General features: G+C 66.3%; 15 protein-coding genes and 2 pseudogenes. 9 read left to right on the top strand and 8 right to left on the bottom strand.

The genetic code is table 11. From position 1 onward, the window contains the following. Positions 1 to 324: 324 nt before the first annotated feature. Positions 325 to 1,335 (bottom strand): NAD(P)-dependent alcohol dehydrogenase, encoded by a 1,011-nt coding sequence (locus P9272_RS15980; RefSeq protein ID WP_278161244.1) that lies wholly within the window; start codon positions 1,333 to 1,335, stop codon positions 325 to 327. A 98-nt stretch (positions 1,336 to 1,433) separates the two neighbouring features. Between P9272_RS15980 and P9272_RS15975 the strand changes: the two genes are divergently transcribed. Continuing rightward, complete coding sequence (locus P9272_RS15975; protein ID WP_278161243.1) at positions 1,434 to 2,363, top strand: LysR family transcriptional regulator; 930 nt, start codon at positions 1,434 to 1,436, stop codon at positions 2,361 to 2,363. 19 nt (positions 2,364 to 2,382) lie between these two features. Here P9272_RS15975 and P9272_RS15970 read toward each other — a convergent pair whose 3' ends face one another. After that, positions 2,383 to 2,760, bottom strand: coding sequence for an SgcJ/EcaC family oxidoreductase (locus tag P9272_RS15970; protein ID WP_128261291.1), 378 nt, complete (start codon positions 2,758 to 2,760; stop codon positions 2,383 to 2,385). A 139-nt stretch (positions 2,761 to 2,899) separates the two neighbouring features. On the opposite strand from P9272_RS15970, the gene P9272_RS15965 reads away from it, so the two are divergent. The 3 genes and pseudogenes from P9272_RS15965 (at position 2,900) to P9272_RS15955 (ending at position 4,002) form a co-directional block, all read left to right on the top strand. After that, positions 2,900 to 3,109 (top strand): hypothetical protein, encoded by a 210-nt coding sequence (locus P9272_RS15965; protein WP_128261290.1) that lies wholly within the window; start codon positions 2,900 to 2,902, stop codon positions 3,107 to 3,109. A 142-nt stretch (positions 3,110 to 3,251) separates the two neighbouring features. Continuing rightward, a pseudogene (locus tag P9272_RS15960) lies at positions 3,252 to 3,635 on the top strand (VOC family protein). 43 nt (positions 3,636 to 3,678) lie between these two features. Next, entirely contained in the window at positions 3,679 to 4,002 is a 324-nt protein-coding gene (locus P9272_RS15955) for a hypothetical protein (RefSeq protein WP_278161242.1), read from the top strand. A gap of 21 nt (positions 4,003 to 4,023) precedes the next feature. Here the strand turns inward: P9272_RS15955 and P9272_RS15950 are convergent, their stop codons facing one another. After that, positions 4,024 to 5,949, bottom strand: coding sequence for a diguanylate cyclase (locus tag P9272_RS15950; RefSeq protein WP_278161241.1), 1,926 nt, complete (start codon positions 5,947 to 5,949; stop codon positions 4,024 to 4,026). 300 nt (positions 5,950 to 6,249) lie between these two features. Between P9272_RS15950 and P9272_RS15945 the strand changes: the two genes are divergently transcribed. Next, a complete protein-coding gene (locus P9272_RS15945) occupies positions 6,250 to 7,107 on the top strand; it encodes a slipin family protein (RefSeq protein WP_278161240.1) in 858 nt (285 codons plus the stop codon). Between the two features lie 67 nt (positions 7,108 to 7,174). On the opposite strand, the gene P9272_RS15940 is transcribed toward P9272_RS15945, so the two are convergent. Together P9272_RS15940 and P9272_RS15935 are read right to left on the bottom strand one after the other, a co-directional pair. Beyond that, positions 7,175 to 7,483: a hypothetical protein gene (locus tag P9272_RS15940; RefSeq protein WP_278161239.1), complete on the bottom strand. Its 309-nt coding sequence runs from the start codon at positions 7,481 to 7,483 to the stop codon at positions 7,175 to 7,177. A gap of 128 nt (positions 7,484 to 7,611) precedes the next feature. After that, a complete protein-coding gene (locus P9272_RS15935; RefSeq protein ID WP_128261285.1) occupies positions 7,612 to 7,806 on the bottom strand; it encodes a hypothetical protein in 195 nt (64 codons plus the stop codon). Between the two features lie 323 nt (positions 7,807 to 8,129). On the opposite strand from P9272_RS15935, the pseudogene P9272_RS15930 reads away from it, so the two are divergent. Both P9272_RS15930 and P9272_RS15925 read left to right on the top strand, forming a co-directional pair. After that, positions 8,130 to 8,447, top strand: a pseudogene (locus tag P9272_RS15930) (low affinity iron permease family protein); the annotation flags it as partial. A 256-nt stretch (positions 8,448 to 8,703) separates the two neighbouring features. Further along, positions 8,704 to 8,943, top strand: coding sequence for a hypothetical protein (locus P9272_RS15925; protein WP_278161238.1), 240 nt, complete (start codon positions 8,704 to 8,706; stop codon positions 8,941 to 8,943). A gap of 428 nt (positions 8,944 to 9,371) precedes the next feature. On the opposite strand, the gene P9272_RS15920 is transcribed toward P9272_RS15925, so the two are convergent. After that, the gene (locus P9272_RS15920) at positions 9,372 to 10,799 is read right to left on the bottom strand and encodes an MFS transporter (RefSeq protein WP_278161237.1); all 1,428 of its coding nucleotides are present in this window, start codon (positions 10,797 to 10,799) and stop codon (positions 9,372 to 9,374) included. A gap of 132 nt (positions 10,800 to 10,931) precedes the next feature. Here P9272_RS15920 and P9272_RS15915 point away from each other — a divergent pair, with 132 nt between their 5' ends. Beyond that, a complete protein-coding gene (locus tag P9272_RS15915) occupies positions 10,932 to 11,840 on the top strand; it encodes a LysR family transcriptional regulator (protein WP_278161236.1) in 909 nt (302 codons plus the stop codon). A gap of 589 nt (positions 11,841 to 12,429) precedes the next feature. On the opposite strand, the gene P9272_RS15910 is transcribed toward P9272_RS15915, so the two are convergent. Continuing rightward, positions 12,430 to 12,579 (bottom strand): hypothetical protein, encoded by a 150-nt coding sequence (locus P9272_RS15910; RefSeq protein WP_278161235.1) that lies wholly within the window; start codon positions 12,577 to 12,579, stop codon positions 12,430 to 12,432. Positions 12,580 to 13,621: 1,042 nt separating this feature from the next. After that, positions 13,622 to 14,557: a hypothetical protein gene (locus P9272_RS15905; protein ID WP_278161234.1), complete on the bottom strand. Its 936-nt coding sequence runs from the start codon at positions 14,555 to 14,557 to the stop codon at positions 13,622 to 13,624. A 407-nt stretch (positions 14,558 to 14,964) separates the two neighbouring features. On the opposite strand from P9272_RS15905, the gene P9272_RS15900 reads away from it, so the two are divergent. After that, the gene (locus P9272_RS15900) at positions 14,965 to 15,198 is read left to right on the top strand and encodes a hypothetical protein (RefSeq protein WP_128261278.1); all 234 of its coding nucleotides are present in this window, start codon (positions 14,965 to 14,967) and stop codon (positions 15,196 to 15,198) included. The last annotated feature ends 262 nt before the right edge of the window (positions 15,199 to 15,460 follow it).

The following is a 15,460-nucleotide window of genomic DNA, read 5'->3' as shown; positions in this document are numbered from 1 at the left end:
TTTTTTTGTTTGGTGGGGTGTTTTTTTTTTTTTGGGTTTTTTTTTTTTTTTTTGGGGGGGTCTGCTTTTTTTTTCCCCCCCCCCCCCCCCCGTGGGGGGGGGGGGGGGGGCGGGCCCCCCCCCCCACGGAGAGGGGAGCGCCCGACGAGGCCCCCTCTCCGTCCGCTTCGCGGACACCTCTCCCCCGCCTTTGGCGGGGGCGAGGAACGCAAGCCTGTTTAGGCCGGCGGGACAGCGCCTCCCTCTGTCCTGCCGGACATCTCCCCACAAGGGGGGAGATCGGTCGTCACCACGACTTTCGTCAATCTCCAACGTCTTCCCTTCCTACCAATCCAGCCCGAACACCAATTTGCCGAAATGCAGTCCGCCGGCCGCCATGCGGGTATAGGCTTCGGTCGCCTCTTCTTGCGAAAACACCTTGTCGACGACCGGCTCGATACGGGCCGCGCCGATGGCCCGCGCCGCGTCCTTGAGGTCGGACACCGATCCGGTGTTGTTGCCCACCACCTTCAGCGCCTTGATGATGATCGGCAGCAGGTTGACCTTCGCCTCGGCGCCGGTGACGAAGCCGATGGTGAACAGTGTTCCGCCGGGCGCGGTGGCGTTGACGGCGCGCCCGAAGGTGGCGGTGCCCCCGGTCTCGACGATGAGGTCGGCGCCGAGGCCATCGGTCAATTCCAGCACCTTGCCGTCCCAGTCCGGCGTCGAGCGGTAGTTGATCAGGTGATCGGCGCCGAGCGCCCTCGCCCGCTCCAGCTTCTCGTCCGAGGACGAGGTGATGATGACGGTGGCTCCGGCGGCCTTTGCGAGCTGCAACGTGAAGATCGAGACGCCGCCGGTGCCGAGCAGGACCACCACCGAGCCCGGCCCGACTTCGGCGGCGCGGATGGCGTTCCAGGCGGTGGTGCCGGCAATGGGCAGAGTCGAGGCCGCCTCGAAGGAGAGATGCGCCGGGACCGCAACGACGGAATTGGCGGGCAGCGCAACATATTCGGCCAGAGATCCCGGCAACGAAATGCCGCGCATCTGCCTCATCTCATACGGCCGCGGCCGGCCGCCGATCCAGCGCGGTTTGGCATGGGCGACAACGCGATCGCCGAGGCTAAAGCCTGTCACACCCTCCCCGAGCGCGACGATCTCGCCGGCGTCGTCGGCGACCGGGATCAGCGGGAACACAGGTCCGGGGTAATTGCCGCTCGCCACTGCGACGTCGACGAAATTCAGGCTCGCCGCGCGCTGGCGGATCAGCACCTCGCCGCGCTGCGGTTCGGGCGTGGCGACATTAGCGGCGCGGAAGGCGTCGAGCCTGGGCTGGCTGAGTTCTATGGCTTTCATGGGTTCACTCCGTGGCTGGTCGATTGACGGTTGAGTGAACCTATCTGCTGCGCTATGCCTCGATAATTCTCGGATTTTGAATTTGAGTGTTGCAAATAATGCAGCAATCCTACGAACCCGCGGCCCTTGCCGAAATGGCTGCCTTCGCGGCCGTCGCCGAGGCGCGCTCCTTCACCCGAGCGGCTGCGAGGGTCGGACGCGACGCGACCATCCTGTCGCGCCGCCTGCAATCGCTGGAAGAACGGCTCGGGGTTCGCCTGCTCCATCGCACCACGCGCAGCGTGTCACTGACCGAGGCGGGAGCGGAATTCCTGGTCCGCGTGCGCGCGATCCTGGCTTCTGTCGACGAGGCCGAAGCCGCCGCCTCCGCCCATGCCGGCGGCCGGCCGCGCGGGCTGCTCAGGCTGGCGCTGCCCGGCACGTTCGGGCGCATGTGGATAGCCCCGTTCCTGCCGCAGTTCCTCGCCGAGTTCCCGGATCTGCGCATCGAGGCCGAATTCTCCAACCGTTTCGCCGATCTCGTCGCGGAGAATTTCGACGTCGCCGTGCGGCTGGGCAGCCTGGAGGATTCACGCCTGGTGGCGCGCAAGGTGGCGACGCGGCGCCGGCTTCTCTGCGCCGCCCCTTCCTACCTCGCCCGAAGGGGCAGGCCTCAGACGCCGCAGGCGCTGCTCGAACATTCCTGCCTCGGCTTCACCGGCTTCCAGAGCTTTCCGGCCTGGGAGATGACTGACCGCGATGGCCGGCGCGTGCGTGTCGAGGTTTCCGGACCGCTGGTCAGCGACGACGCCGAGGTGCTGGTCGAAGCCGCCGTGCAAGGCGTCGGCCTGATGATGAGCACGGACTGGCTGGTCGGGCGCGAACTCGCCAGCGGCCGGCTGGTGCCGATCCTGGAAGACTGGACACTGGCCGACGAGGGCGCGGTCTATGTCGTCATGCCCTCGGTCAAAGGCCAGGCCGCCAAGACCCGTGCCTTCGCCGACTGGATCGGCAAGCGATTTTCGCCAGAGCCGCCCTGGCGGCGTTGAAGACCGCGGCAAACCCGCGCTACCCAGCCAGCAAATTCGCATCCCGCGCCAGCCGCCAGCGCCCGTCCGCTTCCTTGCGCAGCAGCGTCAGCGTATAGCCGGATCGCCGCACCGGCTTGCCGCCCGGCGGCGTCGCGCTCATGTCGATGCGGTTGCGGATATAGGCCCAATCGCCGAGGACCTTGAGCTCCACTATCTCGCTTGCGCCGTCGACCTTTGTCTCGCCCATCCCTTTGAAGGCAGCGGCGAAGGCTTGCCTGCCGAACGGCTCCTTGCCGGGAACCATGAAGACGACGTCGTCCGTCATCAGGTCGAGCACGGTCTCCAGATCGCCCCTGCGGCTCGCCACCATCCATGTCTCGACCAGCTGTCGGATCGCAGCCTCTTCGTCGGTCATTGCCCTGCTCCCTGCAATTCTGCGGCGTCGGGTTCGCTCCATAGGTGGCGCGCCCGCCGCCGGTGGCAATGCCCGGTGACGGAACCCGCCCTCTGTCGCCTGCGTTTGCAATGCATCACTCCAAGAATGGAGACGGACGATGGCAAGCGCAGCCGACCGCGATCCGCGGCACCACACGCAGAAAATGCAGAAAGCATTCCAGGAGATTCAGGGTCACCTCCGGGAAGACATCACCAAGGTCGATGAGCCTCAGCTGAAGGCAATGTTCGAAACGTCGGCGGAGGTCCTGGGCGGCCTGATCAAGGCGTTCAGGGACTATGAGCAGAAGAATGAGGCAGCCTGGCGATAAGCCGGCCGCAGCAATTCCAGGAAAAGCGTGGGCGGTTTCCGTCCAGAATGCGTAGAAACAAAGAGGTCGTGCGTTTCGCCGTTTCCATGAAACGGTGAAGCGCACTAGATTGCCTCACCAGCTCACGCAAGAGGCAAGGCTAATGTCCACGACCGTAAATGTCCGCTACATGGTCAACGACGTCGAAGAGGCCCTCACCTAGTACACGAAATACCTGGGCTTCACGCAGCTTTCCAACCATGCGCCGGCCTTCGCGGACGTTACGCGGGGAGCGCTTCGGCTGCTCCTCAGCGGTCCGACCAGTTCCGCGGGCAGGCCGATGCCCGACGGCGAGCGGCCTGGACCAGGCGGCTGGAACCGCATCCACCTGATCGTCGAGGATCTCGCGGCGGAGGTTGCCAGGCTGCGGGCGGCGGGCCTCAGCTTCCGCAATGACATCGTGACGGGGCCTGGCGGCTCGCAGATCCTGCTTGTCGATCCTTCCGGCAACCTGGTGGAACTCTTCCAGCCGGCCAAGGCCAGGTGACCTCAAGCCCCCACGTGGCGGTAAGGACGTGGGGAAGACGATCGTGGCCACCGCCCAGCCGGTGCTGAGCTACGACCTCGGCGCCGCGGGCGGGCAGCTGGAGCCCGGCATCAGCGGCTCCTTCACCTTCAAGGCCGGCGACAAGAGCCTGGCGAAGAAGCTCGAGCTGGAGGCGATGTACAATTACTTCGCCGCCGAGCTCTCCGGCCCCGCCGATCCGCTGCTTTCGCTGCTGCGCGGCAAGGGCGACGTGACGGTGAGCGCCGACAAGTACGGCGCGGCGACGTTTCCGCTGAAGGGCTCAGGCGCCTTGATCGGCAAGCTGCTGGCCGAGTGCGGCAAGGGTTCTGGCGGCGAGGCCGATTGACGCCTGTTCCGCCGCGCTCGGTCACGCCTTGCGCGGAAGGGGAATGGGTTGGAAGCCGACGTCCGGCTCCGCCAGCCGCGTCGCGTCGCGCCCGCTTGCCTTGGCGGCGTAGAGCGCCTTGTCCGCCTGGAGGAGCAGGCTCGTCGGATTGTGGCGAGCGGCGGGGCCGCTGATGGCGATGCCGACGCTGATAGTGACGATCTTGCGCTCGCTGCGGTCATGTTTCAGCGCCCGCTCGCGCACCGCGGCGCGCAAATCGTTGGCAACGCGGATCGCGCCGGCGGCCGAGGCCTCCGACAGGATGACGGCGAACTCCTCGCCGCCATAACGCGCCACGAAATCGGCCGAGCGCGTGCGCTGGCGCAGGCAATCGGCGATCTGGCGCAGGCACTCGTCTCCGGCGAGGTGTCCGTAGCGGTCATTATAGGCCTTGAAGGAGTCGACATCGATCAGCAGCAGCGCGAATTCCTTGTCGGACTGACTTGCATCCGCAACGACGCCGGCCAGCCGTTGATCGAAGGCGCGTCGGTTGCCCACGCCAAGCAGCGGATCGGTGTTGGCTAGCTGCGCCAGCTGATTGCTGAGCGTGGTCAGTTCTCCCTCGGTGCTCTTGATCCCGGTGATGTCGGAAACGACCACGAGCGCCAGTCCCGCCTCTGTCGGCCTTGTCCGCAACATCAGCCAGCGGCCGTCGAAAAGCTTGATCTGCTGCTCGCCCGGCGTGCGCAGCGCGCCGACCACATTGTCTATCCACTCCCTTTCGTGACCCTTGGGGATGCCCACCTGCTCGCCGGTCACGGTCACGGCTTCGAGGATGTCGCGCAGTCTCGTGCCGGGAACGCGCAGGTCGCCGGTGAGCGGAAAGAAGTCCCGGTATTGCTCGTTGCAGAAGATCAGCATGCCTTCGGCATCGAACATGGCAAGCCCGTCCGACATTTCCGACAGCGCGTAGGAAAGCTGGTTCTTGGCCTCGAGCAATGCCTGTTCGAGCTGCTTGTTCGCTGTGACGTCGCGCGTGACGCCGACCAGGCCGATGATATTGCCCTCGACATCGCGCACGGGCGTCTTCGAGGTAGAGAACCAACGGAGATTGCCCTCCGCGTTGGGCACCTGCTCCTCGAAATCGGCCATCCCCTCGCCCGATTCCAGCATTCGCTGCTCCAGCTCAAAGAGGATCTGGGCGCGCGCCGCGTCCGCTATGTCGAAGTCGGTCTTGCCCGTCATCTGGACCGGATGATCATAGCCATGGAATGCGGCGACGGACTGATTCACGGCGACGAACTGGCCTCGCGTGTTCTTGACGTAGTAGAAGTCCGGCGCCTGGGCGACGGCGGCGCGCAGCAGATCGCGCTCCTTGGTGACAAGCTGCGTATGCAGCACGACAAGGCCGGCTACGGCGGTTGCCGCGATATTGAGTGCGATGAGCGGCAGCAAAAGGCGCGCGTCGATGGCGGGCGCGCCCGTCTGCGGCAGGATCGAGATCGACGCCAGCCCGGACAGGCCAACACAAACCGCAAACACCAGCACTTGCCAGGCGCGCGTTTGGCGGCGCCCAATGATACGGTTGGCAAGAACGCCGGCGGCGAACGCCACCGCAATGCCGATCAGGCCGGCAGTGAGGCCCTGGCCGCCGATGGCGATGCGATATCCCAGTGGAAAGGCGGCGGCCACCAATGCGCCCGGCAGGCCGGCGAACAGGCCGGCCGTCGCAACCAGCGACGTCCTGAGATCCAGCAGGACGCCCGGCTGAACCTCGACGGCCAACAGCATGGAGGCCAGCGCGCCCCAGCCCATGATGCAGCCGAAGACAAGCAGCCTGAACCTTTGCGAGCGTCCCTCGAGCCAGGACTGCACATAGTTCCAGCCGGAAACGAACAGCGCCACCGCAGCGAGATTTGCCGTAAGATGTTGCCACATGGCGCCGATGCCGACCTCCGATCGGGTCATTAAAAGCGCCTGAAAAGTTGTTTCCGGGTTAAGGCCGCCACCCAGGGCGGTTCCCCGGTTGAGTGGGGCGGTGGTGGGCAAGCCAAGCTCCGGGCCCCAGCATGGGCGAGAGCCGCGCCCCCCTTGGCGAACCTCCCCTTGCCGCACCATATGAATTGCGCCGGCGTCGATTGTCCTCGCGACAAGCGTGATCGATCCCAGACATGCCGGCCAGGCGGTCCATCCCGGGCTGCCGACGCTCCTCGCGAGGCCGGTTGCGGCATCGCGCGACCCCAAAGGCCGCGACAAGGAGCTATTTCGATGAATCCGATCACCCTTTTCCTCACCGCCGTCCTCGCGCTCATCGGCGCCGGTATCGGCGCGCTGGCCGGGCCATGGGCGGGGGCGCCGTTCTTCGTCATCGCGGCGCTGGTCGCCGCCTCGCTGAAGATGGCCAACACCTGGCAGCGCTTCGTGGTCCTGCGCGCCGGCAACCTGCTGGGCGTGCGCGGCCCCGGCCTGTTCATGATCGTCCCGGTGCTGGACAATGTCGTGGCGGTCATCGACCAGCGCATCCAGACCACCGCCTTCAACGCCGAGGAGGCGCTGACCAGGGACACCGTGCCGGTCAATGTCGACGCCGTCATCTTCTGGCATGTGCATGACGCGCGCCAGGCGGCGCTGGAAATCACCAATTACCGCGAGGCGATCGACCGCGTAGCGCAGACCTCGCTGCGCGAGATGATCGGCTCCTCGATGCTGTCCTCGCTGCTCTCCGACCGCAAGGCGGCCGACGAGCATCTGCGCGACGTCATCGGCGCCAAGACGGCGCAATGGGGCATCACCGTGATGTCGGTCGAGATCCGCGACGTCGCGATCCCCGTGGCGCTGCAGGACGCCATGTCGCGCCAGGCGCAGGCCGAGCGCGAGAAGGAGGCGCGCGTCATCCTGGGTTCCGCGGAAGCGGAAGTCGCGGCGAAGTTTGTGGAAGCGGCCACCACCTATGCCGACCATCCGGCGGCGCTTCAGCTGCGCGCCATGAACATCATCTACGAGACGACCAAGGAGCGCGGCGCCACCATCCTGATCCCGACCGGGCTGGTGGACAGCCTCAACCCGGGCGGCGCTGGTTCAGGCCGGGGTCCTGAAAAGCGCGGCGTAGTCACCGCAAGGCCATGAAGACTAGGTCCGGCTCGCGCGCAATGGCGCATGAGCCGGACCGGATTTTTCAATGATAGATGGAAACTCAGTAATCGGAGCCGCTCTCGACCACGACCGGACGATGATGGTGCCGGTGGCCGATCGAACTCGTGACGACAACCGTATCGCGGCGGTGATGACGGTAACGCCAGCCGCGCTCGCCATTGTCGTAGAAGGCGACCGTGCCGTGACGGCGGTGATGAAGACGGTGGCCCTCGTCATTGATGACGATCGCCGGGCGGTGGTGATAATAATGCCTGTGATGCGTCCTGATCATGACATCGGCCTCGGCCGCGGAAGCGACGGCGGGCGCGGCGACACAGAGCGCCAAGGCAGCAAGAAGCACTGTTTTCATTGCTCTATTCCTAATTCCTGAAATCATCCCTTCGCCGGATAAACCGTCGCCCGCCGCTTTGGTTCCCGCCCGGGTTGCGTCGCGGCGCGGGACCGCGGCAGGCCGAAAAGCGCAGCCGGCGGCAAGGCTCAGCCTTCGCGCCGACGCCGAAGCGCCATGTAGCGCAGGTAGGTCGTGGCGGCCGCATCGCAGGCACGCCGCCCGGGGCCATTGGCCTCGATCATCGTTTTGGCGAGCCGCGGCGGCAGGCCGTGTTTGGCGGCGAAGAACGCCGGCTCGTAGGGTTGGTCGTCCACATCATCTGTCGGTCTATCAACGCTCATGTCGGCTCCCTATCGGCGGCGCGCGTGGAAATCGGCGCGCGGCCCAATGCGAAACCCCAGCTTTGGTTGCGGCGCTCGGTCCTCTTCGTGCACCGGTCCGACCTCAGTCCGACATCGCTTTGCGACCGTCGCCGGATCGGAGGAACGAAAGCTTTCCAGCCTCGTTTGCCGGCATGAATTCGCGGCACGGCGCCAGCCAACAGGAGCAAGGAACATGGACGACAATCGCAACAGTGTCCTGGAAGCGCGCTGGCTTCTGGCTGTGCCGGCATCGATGCTGCTCACCGTGCTGGTAGCCGGCATGCTGCTCGGGTAGGCGGCCGATGAACCGCCTGCTCTTCCGCGCCGCGGATTTCCTGTCGCGGCCGCCAGGCTTCTACGCGATGCTTGCCGCCATGGCCGCCTGCACGCTGCTGGTGCCGTTCGGGCTCACAAACGCGGTGACCTATGCCCTGTCGGTGGCGGCCATCATCATCACCGGGGTGGTCCTCATCCAGGGCTACCGGGACACCGCCGCGATCCACGCCAAGCTCGACGAGATCGTCATTGCGCTGAAGCAGACGCGCAACGACGTGGTCGGGCTCGAACATGCCGAGCCGCATGAGATCAAGTCCAAGCTGATGGAACTGGAGATAGAGGCCGGGCACCTGGCGGCCTCGGAAGCGCTGAACGCGCAAGAGATTAGGCCGGTGCCACAGTGGGTGGGGGGTGTTGGGATAGCTGAGGCACCGGCCGAAGGCGGAATGGGCACCGCCGCCAGGCAAACATAGGCCTCGCAGGCGGCGGCGAAATTACGCGATCGCGGAAGTGTGCCCAAGCTCGAAGGCAGCCCGGCGCAGCGTCATCTCGCCGGCCGGCCGGAACAAACGCCGGGCATCGCCGTTTTCGGGGATGGTTATGTTCGCCCCGCTCGATATGCACGGCGAGAAGCGCTCCGATCTCCACCGGGCCGCAAGGCTGTCGATGCTGCATGAGCGTGTGGTGAAGCGCTTCGACAAGGTTGACCATTCAGCCGATGCCGTCGAGACGGCCGCAGACGCCTTCGTCGAGGCCACCCACCGACTGACCGTCATGGCCGATCCGTTCAGGCCAGCCAGGAAGTCACAGATGACGGCCGGCTGGACACTCGGGCTGTGAGTTCCCGAGGTGCGGTATGAAACGGTCAGTGAGGCCGCGCGTTGCGTGCCCTGATCATATCGCGCCTTCTCAACTCGGCATATACCGCCTCGCGGTCCCCACGGTATCGCCCGAGCAATCTCACTGCCTCGTCGCGTTCCACACGCCCGAGCTTCATCATAAAGCGAAGTTCACGTTCCGGAATCAGAGGCTGAGCTTCCTGCCGCCGCCACCATGTTTCATGCATCGCTTCGATCTCCCCGCCACGCCCACTCGACAGTCCGGCGGAACCCCTGCCTGTGGTGATGTTTAGACCATCCATGCGTTGGCCTCAGTGACACTGCCCACACTTCTCAGCTCTGACATTTGCATTTGTTTAGCGGAGTCTAATTTCCTCCGATGGGCACCGGCCGCATCCGGTCTCAAAGGAGCTGGCCGGGCTCAGGAAATCAGGCGCTGCAGCGCTCCCTCCGACCGTTGGCAAACGCAATCACCATCGCCGCCACGATCAACCCCGCGGCCACCGCAAAGGTCATTGCCATCCCGTGCGCGACGGCCGCCGGGGCTGCCGCTGCGATATCCTTCGTCCCCACGGCGAAGGCGAACACCGCGCCCATCACCGCCGTGCCGGTGACGAGGCCGAGATTGCGCGAGAGGCTGAGCATGCCCGACACCACGCCGCGCTCGCTGCTGTCGACATCCGCCATGACGGCGGTGTTGTTGGCCGCCTGGAAGAGTTGGTAGCCCGGCGTCAGCACGGCGATCGCCGCCGCGTATCCGGCAACGCCGAAGAGACTTGGGAGTGCTGCGAGCGCGGCGCAGCCGGCGACCATCAGCATCAGGCCGGCGATAACCATCGCCGCCGCCCCGAACCCGTCGACGATACGCCCGGCAATGATGCCGCAGATCGCCGAGACCACGGGGCCCATCGACAGCACGGCCCCGGTCGCCACTTCGCTCAAGCCCAGCGCCCGCGACAGGAAGAACGGGCCGACAACCAGGGTGGCCATCATCACCGTCGAGACCAGCGCGTTCATGGCGAGGCTCGGCGCCAGCACCCTGTCGCGCAACAGCGCGAACTTGACCAGCGGCGACGCAACCTTGGCCTCGGCGAGCACGAACAGTGCCGCGCCAGCCATGGCCGCGCCGAGCAGCGCCGCGTTGAGGCCGCCGAAATGGCCGCGTCCGATGGTCATGGCCAGCGCATAGGCGGCAAGCGTGGCGGCGAGCAGCAGCGTGCCCGGCATGTCGAAGCGGGCCTTCGCGCCCGTCGTCTGGCGCGGGATGCTTGCCGCTGGAAGGAAGCGCCAGGCGGCGAGCAACGCGACGCCGCCCAGCGCGGCATTGACGAGGAAGATCGAGCGCCAGCCGAGAGCGGCGATCAGCACGCCGCCGAGCGAGGGCCCGAGCGCCGTGCCGATCGCCGACATTGTGCCGAGCAGGCCCATGGCGCTGCCGGTGCGCTCCTTCGGCACCGTCTCGCCGACGATGGCTATCGTCAGCGCCATCATCACAGCCGCGCCCAGCCCCTGCACGGCGCGCGCGGCGATCAGCAGCGCCAGCGACGGCGCAAGTGCTGCGGCAAACGAGGCGATGCTGAACAGCGCCAGGCCGGCGATCAGCAGCAGCCGGCGGCCGACCAGATCGCCGAGGCGCCCGACGCTGACGATCAGCGCGGTGATGGCGAGCAGATAGGCGAGCACCACCCATTGCACCGCCGGAAAGGACGCGGCGAAGACCACGCTCAGCGTCGGCAGCGCGACATTGGCGATGCTGGTGGCGAGCGAGGAAACGAGCATGGCCAGAGACAGGCTGGCCAGCGCGCCCGCCGTCGAATGGCTTAGGGGCGCGGCGCGGGTCTCGGCAATATCGGCCATGATGTCTTCTCCGTCGGTGAACTTGCGGGGAAGATAATCGCGTGGCCGATATGGCGGAATGCGCAGCATTTGCATTTGATCAGTGCATAGGACGCCATGCCATCGAGCGATAACCATGCTATGGTTGCGCTTATGTCGCGACCCGATCTCAACCTGCTCGTCACCCTGGATGCGCTGCTTGCCGAAGGCAGCGTGGCCAGGGCCGCGCGGCGGCTGAAGCTCAGCCCTTCGGCGATGAGCCGGGCGCTGGCGAGGCTGCGCGAGGCGACCGGCGATCCGCTTCTGGTGCGCGCCGGGCGAGGCCTGGTGCCGACGCCGCGCGCCGTCGAGCTCGGCGCACAGGTCGGCCGGCTGGTGAAGGAGGCGGAAGCGGTGCTGCGGCCCGTCGAGCGGCTCGACCTCGCGCGGCTCAGCCGCAGCTTCACGCTGCGCAACAGCGACGGCTTCGTCGAGAATTTCGGCTCGGCGCTGCTGGCCCGCGCGTCGCGGGAAGCGCCGGGCGTGCAACTGCGCTTCGTGCCCAAGCCCGACAAGGAAAGCGGCCCGATGCGCGAGGGCGCGGTCGATCTGGAGACCGGCGTGATCGGCAATACGACCGGGCCGGAGGTGCGCTCGCGGGCGCTGTTCCGCGACCGCTTCGTCGGCGTCGTGCGCCCCGGCCATCCTTTGAGCGAAGGCCGCATCACCGCCGCCCGCTTCGCGGCCGGCCGCCACATATTGATATCGCGGCGCGGGCTCGATCGCGGCCCGGCGGATGACGCGCTGGAGCTCGCCGGGCTGACGCGGACAATCGCGACCGTGGTCGGCGGCTTCGCCGAGGCGCTGGCTCTGGCGCGCGGCTCGGACCTTATCGCCACGGTGCCGGAGCGCTACACGGGCACGCTGCGCGAGGGCCTGTTCACCTTCACGCTGCCGGTCAAGCTTGCCTCGCTGACAATCTCGCTGTTGTGGCATCCGAGGCTCGATGCCGATCCGGCGCATCGCTGGCTGCGGGGACTGGTGAGAGAGGTGTGTGGCGAGCCGCGTAACCCCACCACTTGAGAGGGGCTAACGCTGGCGGGGAACCAACCTCGCCGCCGCGGACATCTCTTTAACATTAGCGTTTACTAACGTATAATACAGGCAAGAAATACCATGCCGCTGATGGAACCCGTGGCATGGCCAGCGCGTTGCCGGGCGCTTTTGACAAAGCCGGAGGCTCGCTTGAGCGAATTCAGGAAGTTCGCGTGCCCCCGGTGCCTGGGCGCCGGCAAGGTGTTCGAGTGTGAAAAGCAGGTGGCGTCGAAAGGCTCATGCTGTCCCTCGGGCACGTTGCGCGACAATTGCCCCGGACAACGGGTTTCCTGCCAGGCCTGCAACGGAACCGGCCTGCGCGGCTACAGCGCACCCCCTCTTTTGCAGGACTGAGCTGCGAGAGGCGCGACAACGGCATTTGGTCTGACTCTGCCGGATATTCGCAACCTCTAACGTAAAAACATCCACGCGGGACGCTTGGCCTGAAGGTGACGCGCCGGCGCCGACAGACGGGCCCGCGTCGTCGACCTGACCGAGCGGCCGAGGCCGATGCGGCTCAGGCCCACGACTTCGAATTCAAAGCGATCGGACAGAGAGATCCGTTTCCTGCAATTGCTTAGGCGCTGGCCCCGCCCATCAGGGCGGCGACCAGGGTCGCCAGGAAGACAAGCAGCCCCAATGCGACCCGGTCCAGCCACCCGCGCCGTCTGGCAAGGACCTCGAACAACCGGTTGGCCATCGCAACTTCCCCATTCGCCACAGACATTCTATCACATCTTTCATGAGCGGATCATGAAACGGCTCACAGACGCGCCCAAAGGCGCTTTCCCTCGCCACAGGGCGCCGATGTTGCACTGCCGAAATGCGCCCAAAAAAAGTCAGGGTCGATGGGACGGTCGGTCTTGGCGAAAAATCATGTCATTCAAGCGGATACGCATATATCTGCGGGGCGGTCCGCTGGGTATCGGAAATGCCCGGAATTCCGCCGTTTCATGGCTCCTCGCCGTGGCCCCAGCATGACTGCCAAGCGCGCTTCGAGCGCGAAAAGGAGGCTAAAAAGGCGCTCCTGAAGGCGTCGCCGACGGCGTTGACAGGACCCCACGCCAATGGCACTCCGCAAGCACTGGTCACGCCATGACCGTTGCTGTTGGGGACGGACGGGGTTTCAGCAGCTTGGCGGCGGCGCCGGACGGGCGGGCACCTGCGCGGTGCACCGCCCGCTCCTGGCCAGGCCAGCTTCCAGCTCCAAACAGCTTGCTTCAGGGCCGATCGGGTCGACGGCGCGTTCGTGGGATTTCAGAACGTGAAGCCGGAGGACGACAAGGAGGCGGTCACAGCCGAAAGCCTGCCACGTCTGGCTAAGGTCGGTTTGCAATATGGCTTCTTCATCGGAGTCTCGCCTGGTCGACGATGAAATCAAGACAGCATGATATGCCCGGCGGGGACCGCGTCAAGCGGGGCTCCAATTTGGCCGCCCTGCGACTGCCGCCAGATAATCGGCCGCAAGCCAATGGGCCGCCAGCCAATTTCATCGGCGCGCCGGCGTTACACGCTGACGTTCGAGGCAACTGCAACGACGCTCGACAGCTTCTGGCGCTTCAACAGCACCGGCTTCTCGTAAGTCTTCTTCATAGGGTGTCCCCTTTGCCCAGTTTCGCGCGCGCACCACGCAACGCCACAAGGTTTCCGTCAAAGAAAATCGGCGCGATCGGCGGGCATGAGGGCTGGCTACAACCGAAAGCATGTGGGCTGTGGCATGCCGGCAACATCGGGCGCCATCGTCCGACACAACGTCACGACTGCCCGGTTCAACCGGCGTGCTGCAGCCAACGGCGATCGAAGACGTCGAGGATCGCACGGAATTCGGCCGGCGGAATCTGGCCGAAATCGCCCTCGCCGTCGGCTCCGAGGAATCGCCCCAGCAGCCTGTCAATGGCCTCTGGATGCTCGATGGCCATGCCGAGCGCCGCAAGATCGGTGGCGATCGAACCCTGCGGCAGCAAATATCCGCCCCATTCGGGGGCGCTCGGCAGCGGATCGCGCAGTCGCACCATGATGATCCTGGTGAACGAGGGCTGCGCCTCGGGGCCTATGATGGCTGTGCCGCACAAATAGCCGCCCAGCACGCTGCCCGGCTGCGACTGAGGGAACAGGGTGAAGAAGAACTGGGCATCGCCGCCGGCCTCCCTGACATGGATGTACAAGCCGCGCTTTGCCGGCGTCACCGGGCCGCCCAGCACGAGCTGGCCGGTCGGCAGCGCCTCGCGGTAGCGGGCGGTGAGGCCGTGCACGCCCGGCCCGCCCTCGATCGACAGGCTGCCCTTGATAAGCTGGCCGCGATAATAGGGTGACCAGGCGCGCGAATAGCAGGCATAGGTCCCGATAAGCGCGATGCTGTGGGCACGGTCGTCGTGCGCGGAGGCTGCCTCGAACTGCTGCGCGGCGTGCCGTTCGAGCGCGACCCGGTCGACGCCATGACGGGCGCAGATGGCGGCAGTAAAGCCCGGCAGATCGCTTTCGGCGATCCACGCGCCGGGCTGCTCCAGCCGCAGCAGCTTGGCCCAGTCTTCGTAGACGCTGAGCTCGCGCGGATGAGCCCGGCCCTGCAGCCACTTGTCGGCGCGGCCGAGATCGAATGCCGTCCTGGCGTTGACGGCACGGAACGCCGCCGCGAGATCCTTGCGGGTGACGGTGCCGAGCAGGGCCGATGTCAGCCTCAGCTTCTGCGCGATATGTTGTGCCATCGAACCGCCCCTCGGACCCCTTCGCCCTTCCGAGAAATCATGCCTGGCCATTGCCGGCCGCGGCTGCCCGCCGGGCGGCGTCGACTCATCATACGCATGGTCGCCACGCTCCGCGCCGGACTTTCGTCCTGCGCCCGATGTCTGCGCTCCGACCTTCCACAGGCCGATGCCGCGGAAATTCCGGAGAATTCCACGGCCTTCCACATGGCCGCCCTTTGCCCCCGGGCGGCCGGCGCTAAGCTCGCTTCGGGCTAGGGCGGACCATCATGAAAAATGCGCTGAATGCGGGGCTCGACCACGTCATCATCCCCTTCCTTCGTGGGGATCGACGGCAACCAGGTCGCGCTGCTCGACGCATCGGGCTTCAGCCAATGAGGAGGCCTCGGAACCAGGAAAGGAAACCTGCCATGAGGATCGTCCTATCCGCGTTGACGGCGCTTCTCCTCTCAGTCGCGCTGACGCAAGGCGCCGGAGCCAAGACCAAAATTCTGGTGACCGACACCAAGGCCGCAACCACGGGCAAGCATCGGCCGCCGCTCGATGAGACGGCAACCGGCGGCGTCGTGCCCTTGGCGGGCCAGACGCCGAAGGCCGCGGATCCGGGCCAGGCCTATCCGCAGCCGCTGGACCTGCATTTCTAGGGGAAGCGCCCGGCGGTTCCGGTTCGCAACCGCGTAAAACCGACGTCGGCCGTCCGGGATCGGCGAGGAAAAGCAGTGGCCGAACGACCCAGCCAACAGCCCACCCGGCCAGCCTGAGGGCTGGGGGGCTTAGCGCCGCCGGCGGGGCGGCGTCTGCCCCCCCGGGGGGGGGGGGGGGGGGGGGGGGCGCGGCCCCGCCGGGGGGGGGGGGGCCCCCCGGCCGGGCCGCGGAGCGGGGGGGGGGGCCGGCCCCCCACCGAAG

The sequence above is a fragment of the Mesorhizobium sp. WSM4976 genome (assembly GCF_029625685.1).
Taxonomy (GTDB): domain Bacteria; phylum Pseudomonadota; class Alphaproteobacteria; order Rhizobiales; family Rhizobiaceae; genus Mesorhizobium.
The sequence above is the reverse complement of the archived record's forward strand: the minus strand, read 5'-3'. Positions and strand labels throughout refer to the sequence as shown.

Excerpts from the sequence above, each read along its gene's own strand:
- P9272_RS15980 (WP_278161244.1), bottom strand. The coding sequence starts at position 1,335 with ATGAAAGCCATAGAACTCAGCCAGCCCAGGCTCGACGCCTTCCGCGCC.
- P9272_RS15975 (WP_278161243.1), top strand. The coding sequence starts at position 1,434 with ATGCAGCAATCCTACGAACCCGCGGCCCTTGCCGAAATGGCTGCCTTC.
- P9272_RS15970 (WP_128261291.1), bottom strand. The coding sequence starts at position 2,760 with ATGACCGACGAAGAGGCTGCGATCCGACAGCTGGTCGAGACATGGATG.
- P9272_RS15965 (WP_128261290.1), top strand. The coding sequence starts at position 2,900 with ATGGCAAGCGCAGCCGACCGCGATCCGCGGCACCACACGCAGAAAATG.
- P9272_RS15950 (WP_278161241.1), bottom strand. The coding sequence starts at position 5,949 with ATGACCCGATCGGAGGTCGGCATCGGCGCCATGTGGCAACATCTTACG.
- P9272_RS15945 (WP_278161240.1), top strand. The coding sequence starts at position 6,250 with ATGAATCCGATCACCCTTTTCCTCACCGCCGTCCTCGCGCTCATCGGC.
- P9272_RS15940 (WP_278161239.1), bottom strand. The coding sequence starts at position 7,483 with ATGAAAACAGTGCTTCTTGCTGCCTTGGCGCTCTGTGTCGCCGCGCCC.
- P9272_RS15935 (WP_128261285.1), bottom strand. The coding sequence starts at position 7,806 with ATGAGCGTTGATAGACCGACAGATGATGTGGACGACCAACCCTACGAG.
- P9272_RS15925 (WP_278161238.1), top strand. The coding sequence starts at position 8,704 with ATGTTCGCCCCGCTCGATATGCACGGCGAGAAGCGCTCCGATCTCCAC.
- P9272_RS15920 (WP_278161237.1), bottom strand. The coding sequence starts at position 10,799 with ATGGCCGATATTGCCGAGACCCGCGCCGCGCCCCTAAGCCATTCGACG.
- P9272_RS15915 (WP_278161236.1), top strand. The coding sequence starts at position 10,932 with ATGTCGCGACCCGATCTCAACCTGCTCGTCACCCTGGATGCGCTGCTT.
- P9272_RS15910 (WP_278161235.1), bottom strand. The coding sequence starts at position 12,579 with ATGTCTGTGGCGAATGGGGAAGTTGCGATGGCCAACCGGTTGTTCGAG.
- P9272_RS15905 (WP_278161234.1), bottom strand. The coding sequence starts at position 14,557 with ATGGCACAACATATCGCGCAGAAGCTGAGGCTGACATCGGCCCTGCTC.
- P9272_RS15900 (WP_128261278.1), top strand. The coding sequence starts at position 14,965 with ATGAGGATCGTCCTATCCGCGTTGACGGCGCTTCTCCTCTCAGTCGCG.